Annotated in this window: 17 protein-coding genes; 2 read left to right on the forward strand and 15 right to left on the reverse strand. The window is 50.0% G+C overall.

Annotation, left to right across the window (positions count from 1 at the left end; all coding sequences use genetic code 11):
• Window position 1 precedes the first annotated feature (1 nt).
• Window positions 2-187, forward strand: coding sequence for a DNA gyrase inhibitor YacG (locus FHP88_RS15085; protein ID WP_260843329.1), 186 nt, complete (start codon window positions 2-4; stop codon window positions 185-187).
• On the opposite strand, the gene FHP88_RS15090 is transcribed toward FHP88_RS15085, so the two are convergent.
• From FHP88_RS15090 to FHP88_RS15105, 4 genes are all read right to left on the reverse strand, one after another.
• Entirely contained in the window at window positions 184-1,128 is a 945-nt protein-coding gene (locus FHP88_RS15090; protein WP_144359922.1) for a Nudix family hydrolase, read from the reverse strand. The genes FHP88_RS15085 and FHP88_RS15090 overlap by 4 nt on opposite strands.
• Before the next feature lie 37 nt (window positions 1,129-1,165).
• Window positions 1,166-2,488 (reverse strand): bifunctional glutamate N-acetyltransferase/amino-acid acetyltransferase ArgJ, encoded by a 1,323-nt coding sequence (gene argJ, locus FHP88_RS15095; RefSeq protein ID WP_144359923.1) that lies wholly within the window; start codon window positions 2,486-2,488, stop codon window positions 1,166-1,168.
• Window positions 2,427-5,243 carry a preprotein translocase subunit SecA gene (gene secA, locus FHP88_RS15100; protein ID WP_144359924.1) on the reverse strand — a complete coding sequence of 939 codons (2,817 nt, stop codon included), beginning with the start codon at window positions 5,241-5,243 and terminating at the stop codon, window positions 2,427-2,429. The genes argJ and secA overlap by 62 nt, the downstream gene beginning before the upstream one ends.
• 167 nt (window positions 5,244-5,410) lie before the next feature.
• Window positions 5,411-6,241 carry a M23 family metallopeptidase gene (locus tag FHP88_RS15105; protein ID WP_186297746.1) on the reverse strand — a complete coding sequence of 277 codons (831 nt, stop codon included), beginning with the start codon at window positions 6,239-6,241 and terminating at the stop codon, window positions 5,411-5,413.
• Window positions 6,242-6,421: 180 nt separating this feature from the next.
• Between FHP88_RS15105 and FHP88_RS15110 the strand changes: the two genes are divergently transcribed.
• On the forward strand, window positions 6,422-6,871 hold the full coding sequence (locus tag FHP88_RS15110) for a DciA family protein (RefSeq protein ID WP_144359926.1): 450 nt from the start codon (window positions 6,422-6,424) through the stop codon (window positions 6,869-6,871).
• 2 nt (window positions 6,872-6,873) lie between these two features.
• Here FHP88_RS15110 and lpxC read toward each other — a convergent pair whose 3' ends face one another.
• The 11 genes from lpxC to mraY all read right to left on the reverse strand — a co-directional run bounded on the left by lpxC (window position 6,874) and on the right by mraY (window position 19,519).
• Window positions 6,874-7,785, reverse strand: a complete 912-nt coding sequence (lpxC, locus tag FHP88_RS15115) for a UDP-3-O-acyl-N-acetylglucosamine deacetylase (RefSeq protein WP_144359927.1) — start codon at window positions 7,783-7,785, stop codon at window positions 6,874-6,876.
• 306 nt (window positions 7,786-8,091) lie between these two features.
• On the reverse strand, window positions 8,092-9,261 hold the full coding sequence (gene ftsZ / locus FHP88_RS15120) for a cell division protein FtsZ (RefSeq protein ID WP_144360129.1): 1,170 nt from the start codon (window positions 9,259-9,261) through the stop codon (window positions 8,092-8,094).
• Between the two features lie 68 nt (window positions 9,262-9,329).
• Window positions 9,330-10,565, reverse strand: coding sequence for a cell division protein FtsA (gene ftsA / locus FHP88_RS15125; protein WP_144359928.1), 1,236 nt, complete (start codon window positions 10,563-10,565; stop codon window positions 9,330-9,332).
• 70 nt (window positions 10,566-10,635) lie between these two features.
• Window positions 10,636-11,397 (reverse strand): cell division protein FtsQ/DivIB, encoded by a 762-nt coding sequence (locus tag FHP88_RS15130; protein ID WP_144359929.1) that lies wholly within the window; start codon window positions 11,395-11,397, stop codon window positions 10,636-10,638.
• On the reverse strand, window positions 11,397-12,320 hold the full coding sequence (locus tag FHP88_RS15135) for a D-alanine--D-alanine ligase (RefSeq protein ID WP_144359930.1): 924 nt from the start codon (window positions 12,318-12,320) through the stop codon (window positions 11,397-11,399). Before FHP88_RS15135 ends, FHP88_RS15130 begins: the two co-directional genes overlap by 1 nt.
• Window positions 12,317-13,222: a UDP-N-acetylmuramate dehydrogenase gene (murB, locus tag FHP88_RS15140; protein WP_144359931.1), complete on the reverse strand. Its 906-nt coding sequence runs from the start codon at window positions 13,220-13,222 to the stop codon at window positions 12,317-12,319. The genes FHP88_RS15135 and murB overlap by 4 nt, the downstream gene beginning before the upstream one ends.
• 157 nt (window positions 13,223-13,379) lie before the next feature.
• The gene (gene murC / locus FHP88_RS15145; RefSeq protein WP_144359932.1) at window positions 13,380-14,825 is read right to left on the reverse strand and encodes a UDP-N-acetylmuramate--L-alanine ligase; all 1,446 of its coding nucleotides are present in this window, start codon (window positions 14,823-14,825) and stop codon (window positions 13,380-13,382) included.
• Window positions 14,822-15,901 (reverse strand): undecaprenyldiphospho-muramoylpentapeptide beta-N-acetylglucosaminyltransferase, encoded by a 1,080-nt coding sequence (gene murG / locus FHP88_RS15150; RefSeq protein WP_186297747.1) that lies wholly within the window; start codon window positions 15,899-15,901, stop codon window positions 14,822-14,824. Before murG ends, murC begins: the two co-directional genes overlap by 4 nt.
• Window positions 15,898-17,058 (reverse strand): putative lipid II flippase FtsW, encoded by a 1,161-nt coding sequence (gene ftsW / locus FHP88_RS15155; RefSeq protein WP_144359933.1) that lies wholly within the window; start codon window positions 17,056-17,058, stop codon window positions 15,898-15,900. Before ftsW ends, murG begins: the two co-directional genes overlap by 4 nt.
• 5 nt (window positions 17,059-17,063) lie before the next feature.
• A complete protein-coding gene (gene murD / locus FHP88_RS15160) occupies window positions 17,064-18,416 on the reverse strand; it encodes a UDP-N-acetylmuramoyl-L-alanine--D-glutamate ligase (protein WP_144359934.1) in 1,353 nt (450 codons plus the stop codon).
• A gap of 20 nt (window positions 18,417-18,436) precedes the next feature.
• Window positions 18,437-19,519 carry a phospho-N-acetylmuramoyl-pentapeptide-transferase gene (gene mraY, locus FHP88_RS15165; RefSeq protein WP_144359935.1) on the reverse strand — a complete coding sequence of 361 codons (1,083 nt, stop codon included), beginning with the start codon at window positions 19,517-19,519 and terminating at the stop codon, window positions 18,437-18,439.
• Between the last annotated feature and the right edge of the window lies 1 nt (window position 19,520).

Raw genomic sequence — 19,520 nt, forward strand, 5'->3', positions numbered from 1 at the left:
TTTGAAATCAGTACGCTGCCCAACCTGTAAAAAATCTTTCGATTGGGATACCAAGCCGGATTCTCGCCCCTTTTGTAGCGAGCGCTGTCGCCTGATCGATTTGGGCGATTGGCTAGAAGAGAAACACCGCATCCCTGAAGACACGGGATCTAAAGCATTCTTACCGCCTGAAGATGATCAGTATTAACCTTGCGCCCAAAGCGCACTGATTGCCGCGATACCCTGTCCACCCGCCATTTTAGCCTGCGGTATATGCTTTCTATCCAGTCCTCCCAACGCATAAACCGGCATATTTACATGCTTCAGGTGCTCGGAGAACTGATCCCAGCCAAGGGGATTCGCTTGAGGATGGCTGGCCGTTGCCAACACAGGGGACAGCACGCAAAAGTCCACCCCCAAAGCCGCGGCCTGCTCAAGTTCACGCTGATTATGGCAAGAAGCTGCTAACCATTTACCTGAAGAGACAGGCCGATCAGACAGCTTCGTCAATTGCAGGCTGGTAAGATGAACACCATCCGTATCTATTTTATCAATCAGACCTAACGACGCATTGGCCAACATTTTCGCGCCATACCGCTGGCAAAGTTTATAAGCAGCAGCAGCAAGTGATCGATATTCATCATCCGAGAGCCCTGGTGCTCGCAATTGAACCAGTTTGATATCTTGATCCAATGAGACCTCCAAGCTCCGAAGGAAAGGCTTCATCGCCTTGGGGTCCGGCCCTGTTATCAGATAAGTATCTGGCAGTTTGAGCGCATTGCAGATGGGTCTGTCGGCCGCTGGCATGGGGTAATCATGAAGCGCCTCAATCGACACCCACTCAAGCGGCTGTCCTTCCATGCCATATGGTACGCCCGCATACTTGAGTATGCTGTGAACATCCAACCTCACGGTTTTTTCAGGATAGGCGTGTGTAATGGAGATCAAAGGCTGATGGGTAATCACCTCAATACCCAGTTCTTCACGGATTTCACGCCTTAATGCCTGGGCAAGATCTTCACGGCGCTCCACCTTACCCCCCGGGAACTCCCACAAACCACCCTGGTGTGTATGCTCCTGGCGACGCGTCAGCAGAATCTTTCCCTCGAGATTCTGGATAACAGCAACGGCAACATGGATCGGAAACATGATTCAGTTTTTTGATGGCAAGGGAGAAGGTTACAGACTACGAACGGTACTCGGCATTAATCTTTACATAATCATAGGAGAGATCACAGGTTAGAATGCGCGTTGAGGCATCACCACGACCGAGAGCAACCCGGATAGTCAACGCACTCTGATCCATCACTCGCTGGCCCGCCGCCTCGGTGTAATCCTTTGCACGGCCACCCTCTCTGACGATACATACATCATCCAGCCAGATCTTAATGGCATTAACATCCAGATCCGCAAGCCCTGCCCGTCCCACCGCAGCGAGTATCCTGCCCCAATTGGGATCAGAGGCAAATAAAGCAGTCTTTACCAGCGGAGAGTGGGCAATGGTATAGGCCACATCACGAGCCTCAGACTCGGTTTTGGCATCCTCCACCAACACCTCTACCAGCTTTGTGGCGCCCTCACCATCCAGGACGATCGCCCTGGCCAGATCCATACAGACGGCCTCTACTGCAGCACTAAAACAAGCAAACTCAGCGGAATCCTCATCCGTGATAGGTGAAGACTCACTTACCCCGGAGGCCATTAAGACACAGGCGTCGTTAGTCGATGTATCACCATCTACCGTGATCGAATTAAACGAGGGTTTAACAGCCGACTCAAGGCAGCGTTGCAACAGATGTCGATCAACCAACGCATCCGTTGCAATATAGGCAAGCATGGTCGCCATATCTGGACGGATCATACCAGAGCCTTTTGCGATACCCGTGATCGTGACGGTTCGCCCAGACAACTCAATCTGCTTCGATGAAATTTTGGGTACCGTATCCGTGGTCATGATGGCCCGAGCCGCCGTTCCCCAGCCCTGCTCGGTCAATGATGTCAGAGCATCAGGAATCGCCACTGCAATTTTCTCCAGAGGGAGAAGCTCACCAATAACACCCGTCGAGAATGGAAGCACCTGATTAATAGCGCAACCACGAGTAGCGGCCAATGTCTTGCAGGACTCTACAGCAGCGCTATGACCGGGCTTTCCGGTTCCAGCATTAGCATTGCCGGAATTAATCAACAGATAGCGCGGCATCGCCGTCAAGAGGTGTTCTCTAGCGACAGTAACCGGGGCCGCACAAAACGCATTTCGCGTAAACACCGCGGCACAGTTGCCACCTTCAGCAAGCTCGATAACAACCAGGTCATTGCGATTGTTGTATTTAATGCCCGCGCATGTAGCGCCCAGGCGAATGCCTGGAACAGGATGGAACACCAACGCTTCGTTGCTGGATCCTGTATCGTCAACCTTATCCAATAGACACCTACCCGCCAAGTCGCTATTACTCAATTTTCCCGTGACACTGTTTATATTTTTTCCCTGAACCGCAGGGACAAGGTTCATTACGACCTACTTTACGATCAGAACGTACAAAGGGTTGATGGGACGCATCATCTTCATCCGCACCGGGTAGCGGCTGTTCAGCCTGATCAGCAAAGCCGCCAAACTCTTCATGCTGGAATTGAAAATCTTCCTCACGCCGCTCAAGATGGGGGATATCCATTGTCTCTTGTGGCTGAATCTTCACCTTAGTCAGTACAGTCACGATCTCCTGTTTAATACTGTCCAGCATGCCTGAGAACATTTCATAGGCTTCCCGTTTGTACTCCTGCTTTGGATTCTTCTGTGCATAACCGCGCAAATGAATGCCCTGGCGCAGATAATCCATTGCGGCCAAATGCTCTTTCCAATTGGCATCCAGAATCTGCAGCATGATCGCTTTCTCATACATACGCAGATTTTCTGCACCCGCCAGTGACTCCTTCTCTGCGTATTCCGCTTCCAGCTGATCTAGAATACGCTGCCGCAAGGTCTCTTCATGCAAACTGTGATCAGCATCCAGCCACTTCTGAATAGGATAATCCAGATCATAATCAGCCTTCAGCGCCTCTGTCAGACCAGCCACATCCCACTGCTCATCCAAACTTTCTGGTGGTATATAGCGATTAATCAAGGCATTGATGACATCGTGCCTGATAGAGCTAATTGAAGCCGATACATCACCGGTTTCCATCAGCTCATCACGCTGTTCATAGATCACTTTACGTTGATCATTGGCCACATCATCATATTCAAGCAGCTGTTTACGAATATCGAAGTTGCGACCCTCAACCTTTTTCTGCGCATTGGCAATCGCCTTGGTAACCCAAGGATGCTCAATGGCCTCGCCTTCTTCCATGCCAAGTTTCTGCATAATGGCTGAGACACGATCAGAGGCAAAAATCCGCATCAGACTATCTTCGAGTGAGAGATAGAAGCGCGTGGAACCGGGGTCGCCTTGACGACCGGATCGACCGCGCAACTGATTGTCTACACGCCTGGATTCGTGGCGCTCTGTGCCCACAACGTGAAGACCACCCGCATCCAGCACTTGCTGATGCCGGATCTTCCAGTCACTGTTGATTTTTTCAATCGCTTCAGGGGTTACCGAATCGCCCAGCTCAGAAATCTCCATCTCGGGATTTCCACCGAGCACAATATCCGTTCCTCGACCCGCCATATTAGTAGCAATAGTCACTGCACCCGGTCTTCCGGCTTCAGCAACAATGTTAGCTTCACGCTCATGGTGTTTGGCATTCAGTACTTGATGGGGAACCTTCGCTTTATTCAACAATTCGGAGATCAATTCCGATGTCTCAATAGAGGCCGTACCAACCAAAACAGGCTGTCCACGCTTCACACATTCCTGAATATCTTGTGTAATCGCCTGATACTTCTCTGCCGAGGTGAGATAGACCAGATCACCCATATCGTCACGAACAGTTTCACGATTTGGCGGGATCACTACGACTTCAAGACCATAGATCTGCAGGAACTCAGGCGCTTCTGTATCGGCGGTACCGGTCATGCCGGATAGCTTGTTATACAGCCTAAAGTAATTCTGGAAAGTAATTGAGGCGAGCGTCTGGTTCTCTTTCTGGATCTCCACGCCTTCCTTTGCCTCAACAGCTTGGTGGAGACCTTCTGACCATCTTCTTCCAGGCATAGTACGACCAGTAAACTCGTCTACTATAACGATCTCACCATTGCGGACAATGTAATCAACATTTTTCTGGAACAGGGCGTGAGCCCGCAATGCACAGGTCACGTGATGCATCAGGCTGATATTGCCTGTGTCATACAGACTCGCATCCGCAGCAAGCAATCCCATATCGGCCAACATATCTTCGACGTGTTGATGCCCCTCTTCACTCAGGTAAACCTGTCTGGCCTTCTCATCGACAGAAAAATCCCCTGGCCCAAATGCGGGCTTGCCATCTTCATCGGCTTCAATAGGGTCCTGGCGGGTCAGCTTAGGTATTAGCTGATCAATCTTGGTATAGAGATCTGAGGTCCCATCTGCAGGGCCCGAGATAATCAACGGCGTACGCGCCTCATCGATTAAAATGGAATCGACTTCGTCCACTACTGCGAAATATTTCTCCCGCTGAACACGCTGCTCTGCACTGAAGGCCATATTGTCGCGCAGATAATCAAAACCAAATTCATTATTGGTGCCGTAGGTGATATCACAGGCATATGCCTCTCGACGATCAGCTGGCTTTACATGGAGATAGCCACCGGATTTCCCATCGTAACTATAGTCACAGATGAAAGAGTTATCTTCGCCTGCCCCACCCGATGACTGAATGACACCAACACTCATTCCAAGAAAGGTATAGATTCGCCCCATCCACTCGGCATCGCGCCGCGCGAGATAATCATTCACGGTGACGACATGCACCCCTTTTCCAGGCAATGCGTTGAGATATACCGCCAAGGTGGCTACCAGCGTCTTACCTTCACCAGTACGCATTTCTGCAATCTTGCCATCATTGAGCACCATGCCGCCGATAAGCTGAACATCGAAATGACGCATCTTCAACACCCGAAGACCCGCCTCGCGAACCACCGCAAAAGCTTCCGGCATCAGGCTATTAAGCGACTCTCCCTGCTCAAGCCGCTGTTTAAACACATCGGTCTTAGCCCGTAGCTCCTCATCAGACAGTTGCTGCATCTCAGGCTCCAAGCCATTGATCTGCGCAACCACCTTGTACATCCGTTTGATAAGCCGATCATTTCGACTACCGAAGACCTTCCTGAGAATCTTACTGACCATGGAAAAACTCTTGCTAATTAGAATTGATGCTCATAAAAACCCAAAGGGGCTGATGAGCAGAAAAAAACGATACGGAATGATACCGTAAAAAAGGGATTAATAGCAGGAAAAACATACCTGTCAGCCGGCTCGTGAGCCGACAGAAAAGGATAAATCAGTATAATGAATCAGCGTTTTTTACGGAGATACTTAGCCGGATCAATCGTTTTACCATTCTGCGCAATCTCAAAATGTACATGGGGACCGGTAGAACGGCCACTCGATCCCATTAACGCTATGGGCTGGCCCTTTGTCACCAGATCGCCCACCTTTACGAGGATGGTACTATTGTGACCGTAGCGAGTAACGTAGCCGTTCGAGTGCGCAAGCTCTATTAATTGGCCAAATCCACTCTTTTTACCAACCCAGGTAACGATTCCTGAGGCGACAGCGATTACATTGGAATTCTTCTTTCCCGCCACATCAACACCACGATGAAAGGCTTTTTTTCCGCTAAATGGATCATTTCTGTAGCCGTAACCTGAAGAGACCCAGCCTTTCTCCACTGGCCGACCGGACGGGACTAGCTCCTCAGCCAAACGGCTATTACGAATCAGACCTTCCAACAAATTCAATTTGTGCTCTCGATCCGAGATCACCAAAGAGAGTTGCTCCATCTCTGAAACCAAATCAGTAAGACTGACAGACTGAGCCGTCTCTGAAGAATCCAAACCGCCCCGGGCAGGCTCTTCGTCAAAATTGAATTCATCTTCATCCAATTTCCCGAGTTTGGCCAAACGCTCACCAAGGGCATTGATTCTGAGAATATGGGACTGCATCTGACCAAGACGCAACGCCAGAGCATCCAGATGCTCCTGAGTACGTCCCTTGGTATCCAGAATCTCCTCGCGTTGAGATAAGATCAAGTCATGCACAGCATCCGCAGTGGTTTCAACCACAACCGCGGACGGCTGTTCGCTCACACCCATCTGGTAACCAGCCCAAAGCGCGCCACCCATAAGCACCCCGAACAAAGGAATCACTGTGAAAGCGAGCTTGTACGGAGATAACGGACGACTCCCTTTTTTATGACAAAATCTTGAAAGGAGTATAATTTTCATGGATTGCGTATTAGACTCACGATTGCCTAGTTGAAAGATAATTCACCCACTGTGAAACTTCCGTGACACTCATCATCCATGAACCACCGACCGCTTCTCATCACAGACCTTTTTAAGGGCAAACAGGCCTTCAGGGATCTGATATCAAAATCCCAGGAACAACATGCACTGCTACTGCAAGTACGGCGCCTGATTCCTGCGCCACTCAATAGCCACTGTGCCGCAGCGATCAAAAAAAATACCCAACTGGTGATCTATGTCGATTCATCCACTTGGGCCAGCCGCTTGCGTTTTTCCGTTCGTGATCTCACTAAACAACTGAAATCCGAAAACATATCTGTTGAGCGAATTACGGTTCGCGTGCTAATCAAAACAAAAGCGGCGGTAACGAAAAGGGGTCCCCTTCGAAAAATGACCCCAGATAACGCGTCCATCATCAATCAGACAGCCGATGGAATAGCTGATCCTTCACTACGGGCCGCCTTAAAGCGGCTGGGAAAACATGGCATCAAATCTACTGATAAATAAAATCAGGTTGCCTGAACAGGTTTCATATAAGAAATAGGCACACTATCGCCCTCTTCAAATGTCACCTCTTCCCAGGCAGATTCATCGGCAATCAGCGCCTTCAGTAACTTATTATTGAGTGCATGACCGGATTTATAGCCACTGAATGCACCTATAAGACTGTGACCAAGCAGATAGAGATCACCAATTGCATCAAGAATTTTATGCTTTACGAACTCATCTTCGTAGCGCAATCCATCCTCATTGAGCACACGATAATCATCAACAACAATCGCATTACTCATGCTACCGCCAAGCGCCAGTTCGCGTTCCCGCAACATTTCAATATCACGTAAGAAACCAAATGTTCTGGCTCGGCTTACCTCTTTAACGAATGAGGTGGATGAAAAATCGATGGTGGCGGATTTGGTTCGTTCAGCAAATGCCGGATGGTTAAAATCGATACCAAATGAAACCTTAAAACCGTCAAACGGTTCGAAGGCGGCGTACTTGTCATCCTCTTTAACCATGACTTTCCGCTTGATACGAATAAAGCGCTTGGCCGCGTTCTGTTCTTCCACACCCGCTGACTGGATCAGGAAAACGAAAGGACCCGCACTACCATCCATGATGGGCACTTCTGGTGCACTCACGTCTACATAGGCGTTATCAATACCGAGACCCGCAAAAGCGGAGAGTAAATGCTCAACTGTCGAGATCCGAAAACCACCCTGTTCCAATGTTGTTGAGAGACGCGTGTCTCCCACATTATCAGGCCTGGCGGGTATCTCTACTGGCTCTTCAAGATCAACTCGCCGGAAGACGACGCCAGTATCTATAGCAGCAGGTCTCAACGTGAGATAAACCTTCTCTCCCGTATGCAGACCAACCCCAGTAGCACGAATAACATTCTTAAGCGTACGCTGCCGTATCATGTCGCTTGTATTCCCCAATATTCCGGCCCTGTTATTAAACGGCCGGATGGTATCACACAATCATCCCAGCAAGCCAAATATGACTCAGCAGGTCAATTTATGTGTAAAAGTTATAGTGCCAGGCCCAGTTATATCGCTTTTAGAAACCTGCGCCCCCGTACCCATTAGGGTAATCCCTTATTAAGTACCAGTTTCACCCTCTTTTTGCAAGTTTATTTCACCTTTTTGACGTATATGTGAATCTTGAAAGATCCGTTACAAGAATCCTTCTTTCGCTCCGTGACGAACTATAATCCCATCAACCGATTAATCAGCCTGTCGACGCAGAAAGGCAGGGATATCCAAGTAATCCATGTTGTGCTCTTTTGCTGCCTCTACGTAGGATTTTGCCGCCTTACGTACTATGGTTGGACTATCCATTTCACGATAGTCTGCGGGACCTGGAGCAACTACGTCAGAATTTACCAACCTAACAGGTGCAACATCTTCTACCACGGCCGGTTTTATCACCACATTGGCAAGTGAACCCAATCCCGTTGCTACCACCGTCACTCGCAATTCATCGCTCATTTCAGGATCAATCACCGTCCCCACAACAACGGTTGCATCATCACAGGCAAACTCCTTAACCGTGCTACCCACCTCATCAAACTCACCGATTGATAGATCAAGGCCCGCCGTGATATTGACCAGAATACCCTTGGCTCCAGCCAGATTGACGTCCTCAAGAAGTGGACTGTTGATGGCCTGCTCGGCAGCATCACGCGCCCGGTTTTCACCTTTAGCACAACCTGAACCCATCATGGCGGTTCCCATTTCGGACATGACTGTGCGAACGTCCGCGAAATCCACATTAATAAGGCCGGGTCTGGTGATCAGTTCAGCAATACCTTGCACCGCACCTTGCAATACATCATTCGCTGACTTGAATGCGTTAAGCAGACTCATATCGCGACCTAATACAGCCAACAGTTTTTCGTTGGGTATTGTGATCAGTGAATCAACATATTGACTCAGTGCTTCAATCCCCTTTTCTGCAATCTGCATCCGCTTGGTGCCTTCAAAAGGAAATGGCTTGGTCACAATGGCCACCGTGAGGATACCCATCTCTCTGGCCACTTCGGCAACAACTGGGGCCGCACCCGTTCCTGTGCCACCACCCATACCAGCCGTGATAAACACCATGTCACTGCCTTGCAACGCCTCATGAATGCGATCACGGTCTTCCATGGCCGCATCACGCCCGATATCAGGATTTGCCCCGGCACCCAACCCCTTTGTGATGTTAGAACCGAGTTGCAACAGTGTTCTGACCTGGCTGTTTTTAAGGGCCTGTGCATCGGTGTTAGCGCAGATAAAATCTACTCCTTCGATACTGGCATTCAACATATGATTTACGGCATTACCGCCGCCACCGCCGACGCCAACGACCTTAATCACTGCGTTTTGACTATATGCATCCATCAACTCAAACATGTCACTCTCCTCAATATCCAGGCCCTGATCAACGGCCACCTGAAAAACTGTTAATTATTCAAAAAGTATTAGAAGTTGCCTTGAAACCAGCTCTTCATTCGATCCCAAATTGCCTTAAACCCGTTACCCCCTGGGAGATCCTGCAATCGCCCCGTCTGGTTCTGCTGCCCAAATAGCAACAGACCCACACCTGTTGCGTAAATCGGATTTCTCACCACATCTACAAGCCCTGTTACGTACTGGGGAACCCCCAGCCTTACCGGCATATGAAAAACCTCCTCTGCCAGTTCAATCAGCCCCTCCATTTTTGAACTGCCCCCCGTTAACACCACACCCCCTGCTATCAAATCTTCAAAACCACTGCGCCTCAATTCCGCCTGCACCAAACCCAATAACTCTTCGTACCGTGGCTCAACTACCTCGGCAAGCGTCTGGCGTGCTAATCGCCGCGGTGGACGATCGCCAATACTGGGCACTTCGATGGTTTCATCGCTGGCCGCAAGTTGCGTCAACGCACAGGCATACTTGATCTTGATCTCTTCGGCATGCTGAGTCGGGGTACGCAATGCGACAGCGATATCATTGGTTACCTGGTCACCCGCAATGGGAATTACCGCGGTATGGCGAATTGATCCCTCGGTAAAGACGGCGATATCCGTGGTTCCACCGCCGATATCAACAATACAGACACCCAACTCTTTCTCATCATCACTCAGCACCGCATAGCTTGAACTAAGCTGTTCAAGAATCAGGTCATCCACTTCAAGGCCACAACGCCGAACACATTTGACTATGTTCTGTGCAGCACTCACCGCACCTGTCACCATGTGCACCCGTGCTTCTAAACGCACGCCTGACATACCGATCGGTTCACGTATTCCTTCTTGCTCATCGATGATAAATTCCTGTGGCAAGATATGCAGAATCTTCTGGTCGGCCGGTATAGCAACAGCTCTGGCAGCATCAATAACCCGCTCCACATCACTGTGGGTAACCTCACGATCTTTGATTGCAACAATACCGTGTGAATTAAGACTACGAATGTGATTGCCGGCGATCCCCGCATGCACTGAGTGGATCTCACATCCAGCCATCAGCTCGGCCTCTTCAAGTGCGCGCTGAATCGATTGAACGGTCGATTCGATATTCACGACCACACCTTTCTTCAATCCCCTTGATGGATGGGAGCCAATGCCGATAATCTCAATCTGCTTATCAGGTTTAATCTCACCCACAATGGCGACGACTTTCGAGGTGCCAATATCTAACCCAACAATCAGATTTCTTTCTGTCTTTTTGGTCATTAAAGCCTTTCCTCGCCAATAGGGGAGTTATCCACCCGTTGACTGCATTGAGCATTTACTCTGATCGAAATCAACTTGCATCTCCCCAAAGCACAGCCACACCATTGGCATATCTCATATCAACTCGCTTGATCTTGTGTTTTTCATTCTGCTCAAGGCGGGGATAAAGCTGAACAAATCGCTCAATCCTTCCTGCCGTATTTTTATTACCCAGCTTCAACTCGATACCCTGTACCAAATCGATCGTCCACGCACCTCTGCCATCCATAGCCAGCTTTGCAATCACCAGGCCCAGCGCTGTGAACCTGTCACCCAGTTGTTTAAACTGGCTTACTACTTCCACTGCATGTTCAGTGGGACCCTCCAGCCAAGGGAGATCTTTTTTTATCGATTCGACATCAGGAGTGAAAACCCCTCCTCTGTCATTCACCAACTGATTACCGCCCCAGCGTGCCAGAGGTTTCTGTTCTTCTACCCACATGTTCAATGTTCCAGGCCAGATCCGTCTTACTGTCACCTGATCAACCCACGCAAGCTTCAACGCTTCAGCCCGTATACGGTCAAGATCGACTGTAAAAAAGTTACCTACGATAGCCTGACTTACTGCCTGCTCTAGGGTGCGACGATCAAGGTTTTTAAAGTCGCCATCAATACGCACAATCTTCAACGGTAAAACAGCGGGATCACGCAGGGTAACCACGCCCCAAGCAGCCGCGCCACCAAGCAACATCAAGACGGAAGTAAGCGACAACCAGCGCGTGACCAATCGCCAATTCAGCCTGTTCTGCACCGCAGCCGTATCAGTCCGTTTTGTCCGGCCATTTGCACTCATTAGTCAATTACCATGCTGGCTGACAAAATGCGCCACACCAACTCATCAAAATCTATTCCCTCGGCACGGGCAGCCATCGGCACCAAACTATGACTGGTCATACCGGGCACTGTATTAACTTCAAGTAAATAGGGATTAGCCTCTGCATCAAGCATGATATCCACCCTACCCCAGCCTTTTGCACCTACCGCACGAAACGCCTTTTCGGCAAGTCCTTTCAAGGCGATCTCTTGATCACTATCGAGACCACAGGGACAGTAATAGCCGGTTGAATCTGCCTGGTACTTTGCGTCATAGTCGTAAAAGGTATGAGGTGTCTCAATACGAATCAGAGGAAGTACCTGGTCATCCAGAATTGAGGCGGTATATTCACTTCCTGTGACCCACTTTTCAGCCATCACATCAACGTCATAGCCGCCAGCCTGCTGCCAGGCCGCTTTCAATTCTTGACGACTCTCAACCTTTGCCATTCCGATACTTGATCCTTCATGGGATGGCTTAATCATCAGAGGAAAACCCAGTGACTCTGCGCGCTCAATATCCTGCTCACTCTCTAACATGATAAAGTCAGCCGTTGGCAAACCCAGCCCCTGCCAAAGCAACTTGCAGCGATACTTATCCATACCCAGCGCCGATCCAGCAACACCACTTCCGGTGTAAGGCATGCCGATACTCTCTAACGCCCCCTGGATCACGCCATCTTCACCACCCCGTCCATGCAGCATGATGAATACTCGGTCATACTCTTCCTGCTGTAATAGGCTCAGAACATCCTGCCCTGCATCCACACCATGTGCGTCAACGCCCCGTCGCACCAACGCCGCAAGCACAGCCTGGCCACCTTGCAACGAAACCTCGCGTTCAGCAGAGAGACCTCCCATCAACACAGCCACCTTGCCGAAATCTCCTGCTAACCGTGTCATTGCATTTCCTCCGAATCCCCAACGACATGCACTTCTGTCATCAGATCAACACCACTTGATTCTTTTACTCGCTGCCTGACAACATCGATGAGCTGCTCGATATCTGCCGCCGTAGCTGTACCGGTATTAATAATAAAATTGGCATGCTTCTCTGATACCTGTGCACCACCAAGCGTCAGACCCTTCAACCCTGAAGCCTCAATTAATCGAGCAGCAAAATCGCCTTTTGGATTTCTAAACACTGAACCACAACTGGGCTGACCAATGGGCTGACTGCTGTTACGACGCTCAAGTAAAGTTCTTATCTGTTGCTGACTCGTTGTCACATCACCAATCTCGAGCGACAGAGTCGCGGCAAGAAACCATTCACCTGCGGGACGCTCAACATGTCGATAGCTCACGCTAAAATCTTCTGGTAGTCGGCTATGTACACGTCCCGATCTATCAACCGTTTCAACCGCAACAACATGGCTCCAGGTTTCACCACCAAAGGCACCCGCATTCATCGCCAACGCCCCACCAAATGTACCGGGTATTCCTGTAAGAAACTCAACACCGCACAACCCTTGCCGTGCGGCAAAGCGTGCCACTCTTGCGCAAGTAACACCCGCCTCAATTCTCACCGTTGTTTCTGAGATCACAGAGATCTCATCTAACTTTCCCTGGGTCGCGATTACTGTACCGGCGAAGCCCCCATCTCTGATCAATAGATTGCTACCCAACCCCAACCACAACAGCGGTTCATCTTTTGGCAACGAACACAGAAACTGCGCCAAGTCGTCACTGTCCGCAGGTTGATAAAATTGACGAGCAGGCCCTCCAACGCGCCACGTTGTATAGCGCGCTAACGGTTCATTAAAGCGCAGCTCACCGCGCAATGAAGGACTGTTCTGTACCGCCATCACGGCCTCTTTTTCCCCTGCTTAAAACTTGGAAACGGTCTTTTTTGAGCAGCCTGGATCACTCGACTTTCTGCACTCTGTTGTTTGGCCGGAATCATATAGCTTCCTTTAAGGGATTCCCCACACCCCATGTGCAGTCGGCGCATCATATTAAAAATCATTGAGCCTCCCCTTGCCTCTTGAACCAATCAGGCAGTAAGGCAGCCACTTGTCCTATATCACCGGCACCCAGGGTTAAAACAATGTCATCGTCTTTAATAATGCCGTCCAGTAGCTGGGGTAATTCACCAATCGGATCAACAAATACCGGATCAATTTTTCCCCGAGTACGAATAGCACGACTCAGTGCACGACTGTCAGCACCCGCTATCGGTGTCTCACCAGCCGCATAGACCTCGGCTAACACCAGTACATCAGGTCGTGATAACACCTGTGCAAAGTCATCAAACTGCTCTTGAGTACGGGTATAACGATGCGGCTGAAACACCAGCACAAGCCGCCTCTCAGGCCAGCCTTCACGCACTGCATCCAGAGTGGCCGCCACCTCTCTTGGATGATGCCCGTAGTCATCCACCAACATGATTTGGCGGCCATCACCGAGTTGGCACTCTGTCGCGTTGAAGCGGCGACCAATCCCTTCAAATTTCGCTAACGCCTGCCTTATCTCTTCAATGCCTACTCCCACTTCGCGGGCAACAGCAATGGCAGCCAAGGCATTCAGCACATTATGCCGACCCGGCATGTTGAGGGTGACATCAAAATCCGCCTCACCCTGTGCACTCACTGTGAAATGAGTGCGCAGTCCTTGCTGCCTTATCTGTGTCACACGTAGATCAGCATCCTCCGACTCACCATAGGTGATCACCTGACGTGTTACCTGCGGCAGTAATCCTCGCACCTCATCATCATCAATACAGAGAATGGCCAAACCATAAAAAGGAAGGTGATGCAGAAACTCAATGAAGGTCTGGCGTAACCGATTAAAATCACCACCATAAGTGGTCATATGATCTGCATCGACATTGGTGACAATGGCCATCATCGGTTGAAGATAGAGAAAAGAGGCATCACTCTCATCCGCCTCTGCTACCAGATATTCACCTCCGCCGAGACGCGCATGGGTGCCTGCTGAATTCAGGCGACCGCCTATCACAAATGTCGGATCAAGATTACCCTCTGCCAACAAACTCGCCACCAGGCTCGTGGTTGTGGTCTTTCCATGGGTTCCTGCCACTGCGATACCAAAATGAAAACGCATCAATTCCGCCAGCATCTCCGCACGGGGCACTACCGGAATGCGATTTTCGCGCGCCATTTTTACTTCGGGGTTATCATCTTTCACGGCAGTCGAGATGATCACTGCATCGGCACCGGCAATATTGGTGTCCGCATGTCCAATATAGATCGTCGCACCTTGTTTAGTGAGGCGATTAATAGCTGGATTGCTTTTTAAATCAGACCCGGTGATCTTGTAACCGAGATTCAACATAACCTGAGCAATACCATTCATACCGGAGCCGCCGATACCGACAAAATGCAAATGACGAATACGCCCCATCGTCGCTGCGGCTAACCTGCGCTGTTTTCTCTCACCCTTATTCATCGGGCCATGATCTCCTCACAATAATCAGCGACACACTTTGTTGCGTCAGGCATTGACACTGAGCGCGCCTTAGCGGCCATCTGAATCAACTGCTCACGATCTTCAAACAACGGTAACAACTCATCTGACAGACCTTTCTGTTCCAGTTCAGATTGCGGAACAAGTTTGGCTGCATTCACATTCACCAGGTAACCCGCGTTCTTGGTCTGGTGATCATCGACGGCATAGGGATAAGGAACCAGAAGAGATCCCACACCTGCGGCCGCCAGTTCAGAAACGGTTAGTGCACCTGAACGACAAATCACCAGGTCTGCCCAGCCATAGGCTTCAGCCATGTCTTTAATAAAGGGCGTCACTTCGGCATCAACACCAGCAGCGCTATAAGCAGCACGCGTGGCATCCGCTTTATCACGACCCGCCTGATGACGTATCACGGGACGTTTTATGGCATCCATTCCAGCAATAATAGTGGGGACAGCCTCATTCAATGCTTGTGCGCCCAATGAGCCACCAATCACCAGCAGCCGAACCGGGCCCTGTCGGTCCCGCATACGCAATTCAGGATTATCTAACGCGACGATATCCCTGCGAACAGGATTACCGCAGGCCACAGCACCGGTACCTTGCGCAAAGCTATTTGGAAAAGCCTCAAAAACCCGCACTGCAAACTTGGCCAACCAATTATTGGTCATGCCCGGCACTGCATTCTGTTCATGTATAACCAAGGGGATGCCCAGCAGCTTCGCCATTAATCCACCCGGCCCCGCAACAAATCCGCCCATACCAAGTACCACTTGCGGTTTTCTGGTCTTCAACACGCCTCTTGCTTGAAACAGTGCGGTTGTCAGTTTGAATGGCGCAATCAACCAACGCATGAGACCTTTTCCACGAAGTCCTTTGATATCGATTAAGTGAATATCAAACCCATGCTCCGGAACGACTCTGGATTCAAAACTATCGCGGCTACCAAGCCAGGAAACGAACACGCCTCTTTCGCGTAACGCTTCCGCTACCGCCAACGCAGGAAAGACGTGTCCACCGGTACCCCCTGCCATGACCATCACACCACCGCTCACTGAACACCCCCTTGCTTAACCGCATCAGGTCTATTCAGTTCATAATCAATGCGTACCAGCATCGCCACGACGAGCATTGCCACAATAATGCTGTTGCCACCGTAACTCATCAAAGGCAGGGTTAATCCTTTTGTCGGGAGCAGACCTACATTGACACCCATATTGATAAACGCCTGCATCCCCAACCAGAGGCCCAGGCCGTATGCCACATAGGCAGCAAACTTCTGATTAACACGCTCCGCTCTCATTCCAGTCCTAAAGGCTCTCCATACGATCACGGCAAACAATGCGATAACCACCAGGGTGCCAAACAGACCAAACTCCTCACCAATAACCGCCATTAGAAAATCAGTATGCGCCTCTGGCAGGTAAAACTGTTTCTGAATGCCACTTCCCAGGCCAACCCCAAACCACTCGCCTCGCCCAAAAGCAATCAGCGCCTGTGCTAATTGATAACCACTGTTCTCAACATCAGCCCAAGGATCAAGAAATGCTGTTACACGCTGCAAACGATAGGGTGACAGCAAGACCAAACCAACCAGGGAGGTTCCGGCAAGACCGATCAGAATGGCGAACTGCCATAAAGGCACTCCGCCTAAAAACAGCATGCCCATTGCTGTCGCAAGGATCACCGTGGTAGTGCCAAAATCAGGTTGGACCATAATCAGAGAACAAGCGACCACCAACAGAAGCATGGGTTTTATAAAACCCCAAACACTCAATGCCACTTCAAGCTGACGGCGCACAAGATAGCCTGCAATATAAACCACCATAAAGAGCTTCATAAACTCAGAGCTTTGGAGATTAAAAGGGCCAAGCGGAATCCAGCGAGTCGCACCATTCGCCTCACGCCCGACCCCAGGAACTAACACCAACATCAAAAGAAACAGACCGACAAAATAGAGTACTGGGCCGGACCGTTCCCACTGTGCAACGGGGATCTGCGTAATGATCAGGCTACCGACAAATCCCAATGCAATCGCTATGAGGTGTCTGTTTATAAAGTAGAAGGGCGCATCAGTAATACGATGCATCGATGCCGACGCCACCATCACCAGGCCTAGACCTAACAAACCCACGGCGGCGAAGATCAAAGGATAGTCCAGATCTGGCACAAGTTGCCGACTCTCTCCCACTGTAGCCTGTCTGTGAATCATCACACTCAAGGTATTAACCTCGCCACCGCATCAACAAAAGAGTCACCGCGTTGTTGATAATTTTTAAACATATCGAAACTTGCACAGGCCGGCGAAAGTAGTACTCGATCACCTGGCTCTGCACAATTGGCTGCCAATTGAACGGCATCATCCATATCAACTGCATTGATCATAGGTGCAGCATCACCTATTGCTTGAGCAATCTGAGGTGCATCCTGTCCTATCAGAATCACCGTGCGAACATGACGACCGACAACTGGGGCTAGCAGTGAAAAATCAGCATCCTTTCCAACGCCACCAGCAATCAGAATGGTTTTTCGATCATCACCGGAAGACAGGCCCTCCAATGCCGCTATACAGGCGCCCACATTGGTACCTTTAGAATCGTTATACCAACGCACATCATTGGATTCTTTTATAAACTGGGTTCGATGACTGAGCCCGGAAAAACGTTTCAAGGTTTCAACCATACTGTCATGCGATAACCCCAGCACCGCACCCATAGCAAGTGCCGCCAAGGCATTGGCTGTGTTATGCAGGCCTGGAATTTTCAATTCCGCGGTTTGAATTAGCCGTGTGTCACCACAACAAAGCCAATCTTTCCCATCAACTGTGCGCACACCATACTCATCGGCGTCCGGCTCATGCAGTGTAAAAAACCGTACCGAGGGGATATCACGACACATCGCCATAACCATTGGGTCATCACGATTAAACAGTGCAACTTCTGCATGTTGATAGATGGATGCTTTAGTAGTGGCGTAATCCTGCAAGTCACGATAGCGATCCAGATGATCGGGTGAGATATTGAGAACCACTGACACCTTGGGGGCAAGACTTTCGGTAGTCTCTAATTGAAAGCTGGAGAGCTCAATTACATACAGCTCTACTTCATCATCCAATAACGACAACGCCGGATCACCAAGATTGCCACCTACGGCAACACGCAGACCTGCATGCTGAGCCATCTGGCCCAACAAGGTTGTCACTGTACTCTTGCCATTAGAACCGGTTATCGCGGCAATCGGTGCCTTTACTGCACGTGCAAACAGTTCAATATCACCGACAACCGGGACACCTCTGGCGATGGCTTGCTGTATCAAAGGCTCACTCATTGGTACACCGGGACTGATCACCAACTGTTCGGCAGCTTCAAATGCCGCCGCATCAAATCCACCCAGGAAAAGTGCAATGTCTGGCAACTCTTGATTCAACTCGGCAAGGCCGGGCGGTCTTTCCCGACTATCGGTGATCGCGACAGCCACACCCCGTGCAGATAAATAGCGCGCACAGGAGAGCCCGGTCTTACCAAGACCTACTATCAAGCTCTTCTTATCGTGTGGCGCTTCTTTTCCCATGAATCTCTCTATGCCTCTGCTTAACGAATTTTCAGACTAGCCAATCCCACCAATACGAGAATTACGGTGATAATCCAAAACCGCACAATCACTCGAGGCTCGGGCCACCCCTTCAATTCAAAATGGTGGTGCAGCGGGGCCATGCGGAAGATACGCCGGCCGGTCAGTTTAAAAGAGGCCACCTGCAACATGACCGAAACCGTCTCCATGACAAACACGCCACCCATAATCAACAAGACCAGTTCCTGACGGACTATTACGGCAACCACACCGAGCGCGGCGCCAAGCGCCAAGGCACCCACATCCCCCATAAAGACTTGCGCCGGATAAGCGTTAAACCAAAGAAAACCTAACCCTGCCCCAACGAGTGCCCCGCAAAAGATCACCATTTCACCGACACCCGGCAGATGAGGGATCAACAAATAGTTGGCAATTTGTGCATGCCCTGAAGCATAAGCAAATATTCCCAATGCACCCGCCACGAGAACGGTAGGCATAATGGCAAGGCCATCTAATCCATCGGTAAGATTCACCGCATTACTGGTACCGACGATAACGAAATAACCCAGCACCACAAACCAGGGTCCCATATCAATCACAATCTGTTTAAAAAATGGAATGATCAGCTGAGTCTCTGCCGGCAATGAAGCGGTAGTGAACAACACATAGGCAGCCCCAGCACCTACTATGGACTGCCAGAGATATTTGAAACGCGCCGACAGGCCACGTGAATCATTTAGTACGAGTTTTTTGTAATCGTCATAAAAACCAATTACACCGAACAGCAGTGTAACCAGCACAACAATCCAGACATATCGATTACTCAAGTTAGCCCACAACAAGGTACTGACCGCTACTGCCACGAGTAACAGTGTACCTCCCATAGTCGGGGTACCTGCCTTGGAAAGATGACTCTGCGGACCATCATTACGTACTGTCTGGCCAATCTGGTGATGTGTCAGGCGACGAATCATCACAGGCCCGACAATGAAAGAGATCATCAACGCCGTGAGGATCCCAAGGATGGCCCGTAATGTGAGATACTGGAATACGCTAAATCCACTGCTGAATTGGGTTAGGTATTCGGCAAGATAAACGAGCATC

This window comes from Sedimenticola selenatireducens (assembly GCF_007625115.1).
Lineage (GTDB): Bacteria > Pseudomonadota > Gammaproteobacteria > Chromatiales > Chromatiaceae > Sedimenticola > Sedimenticola selenatireducens_A.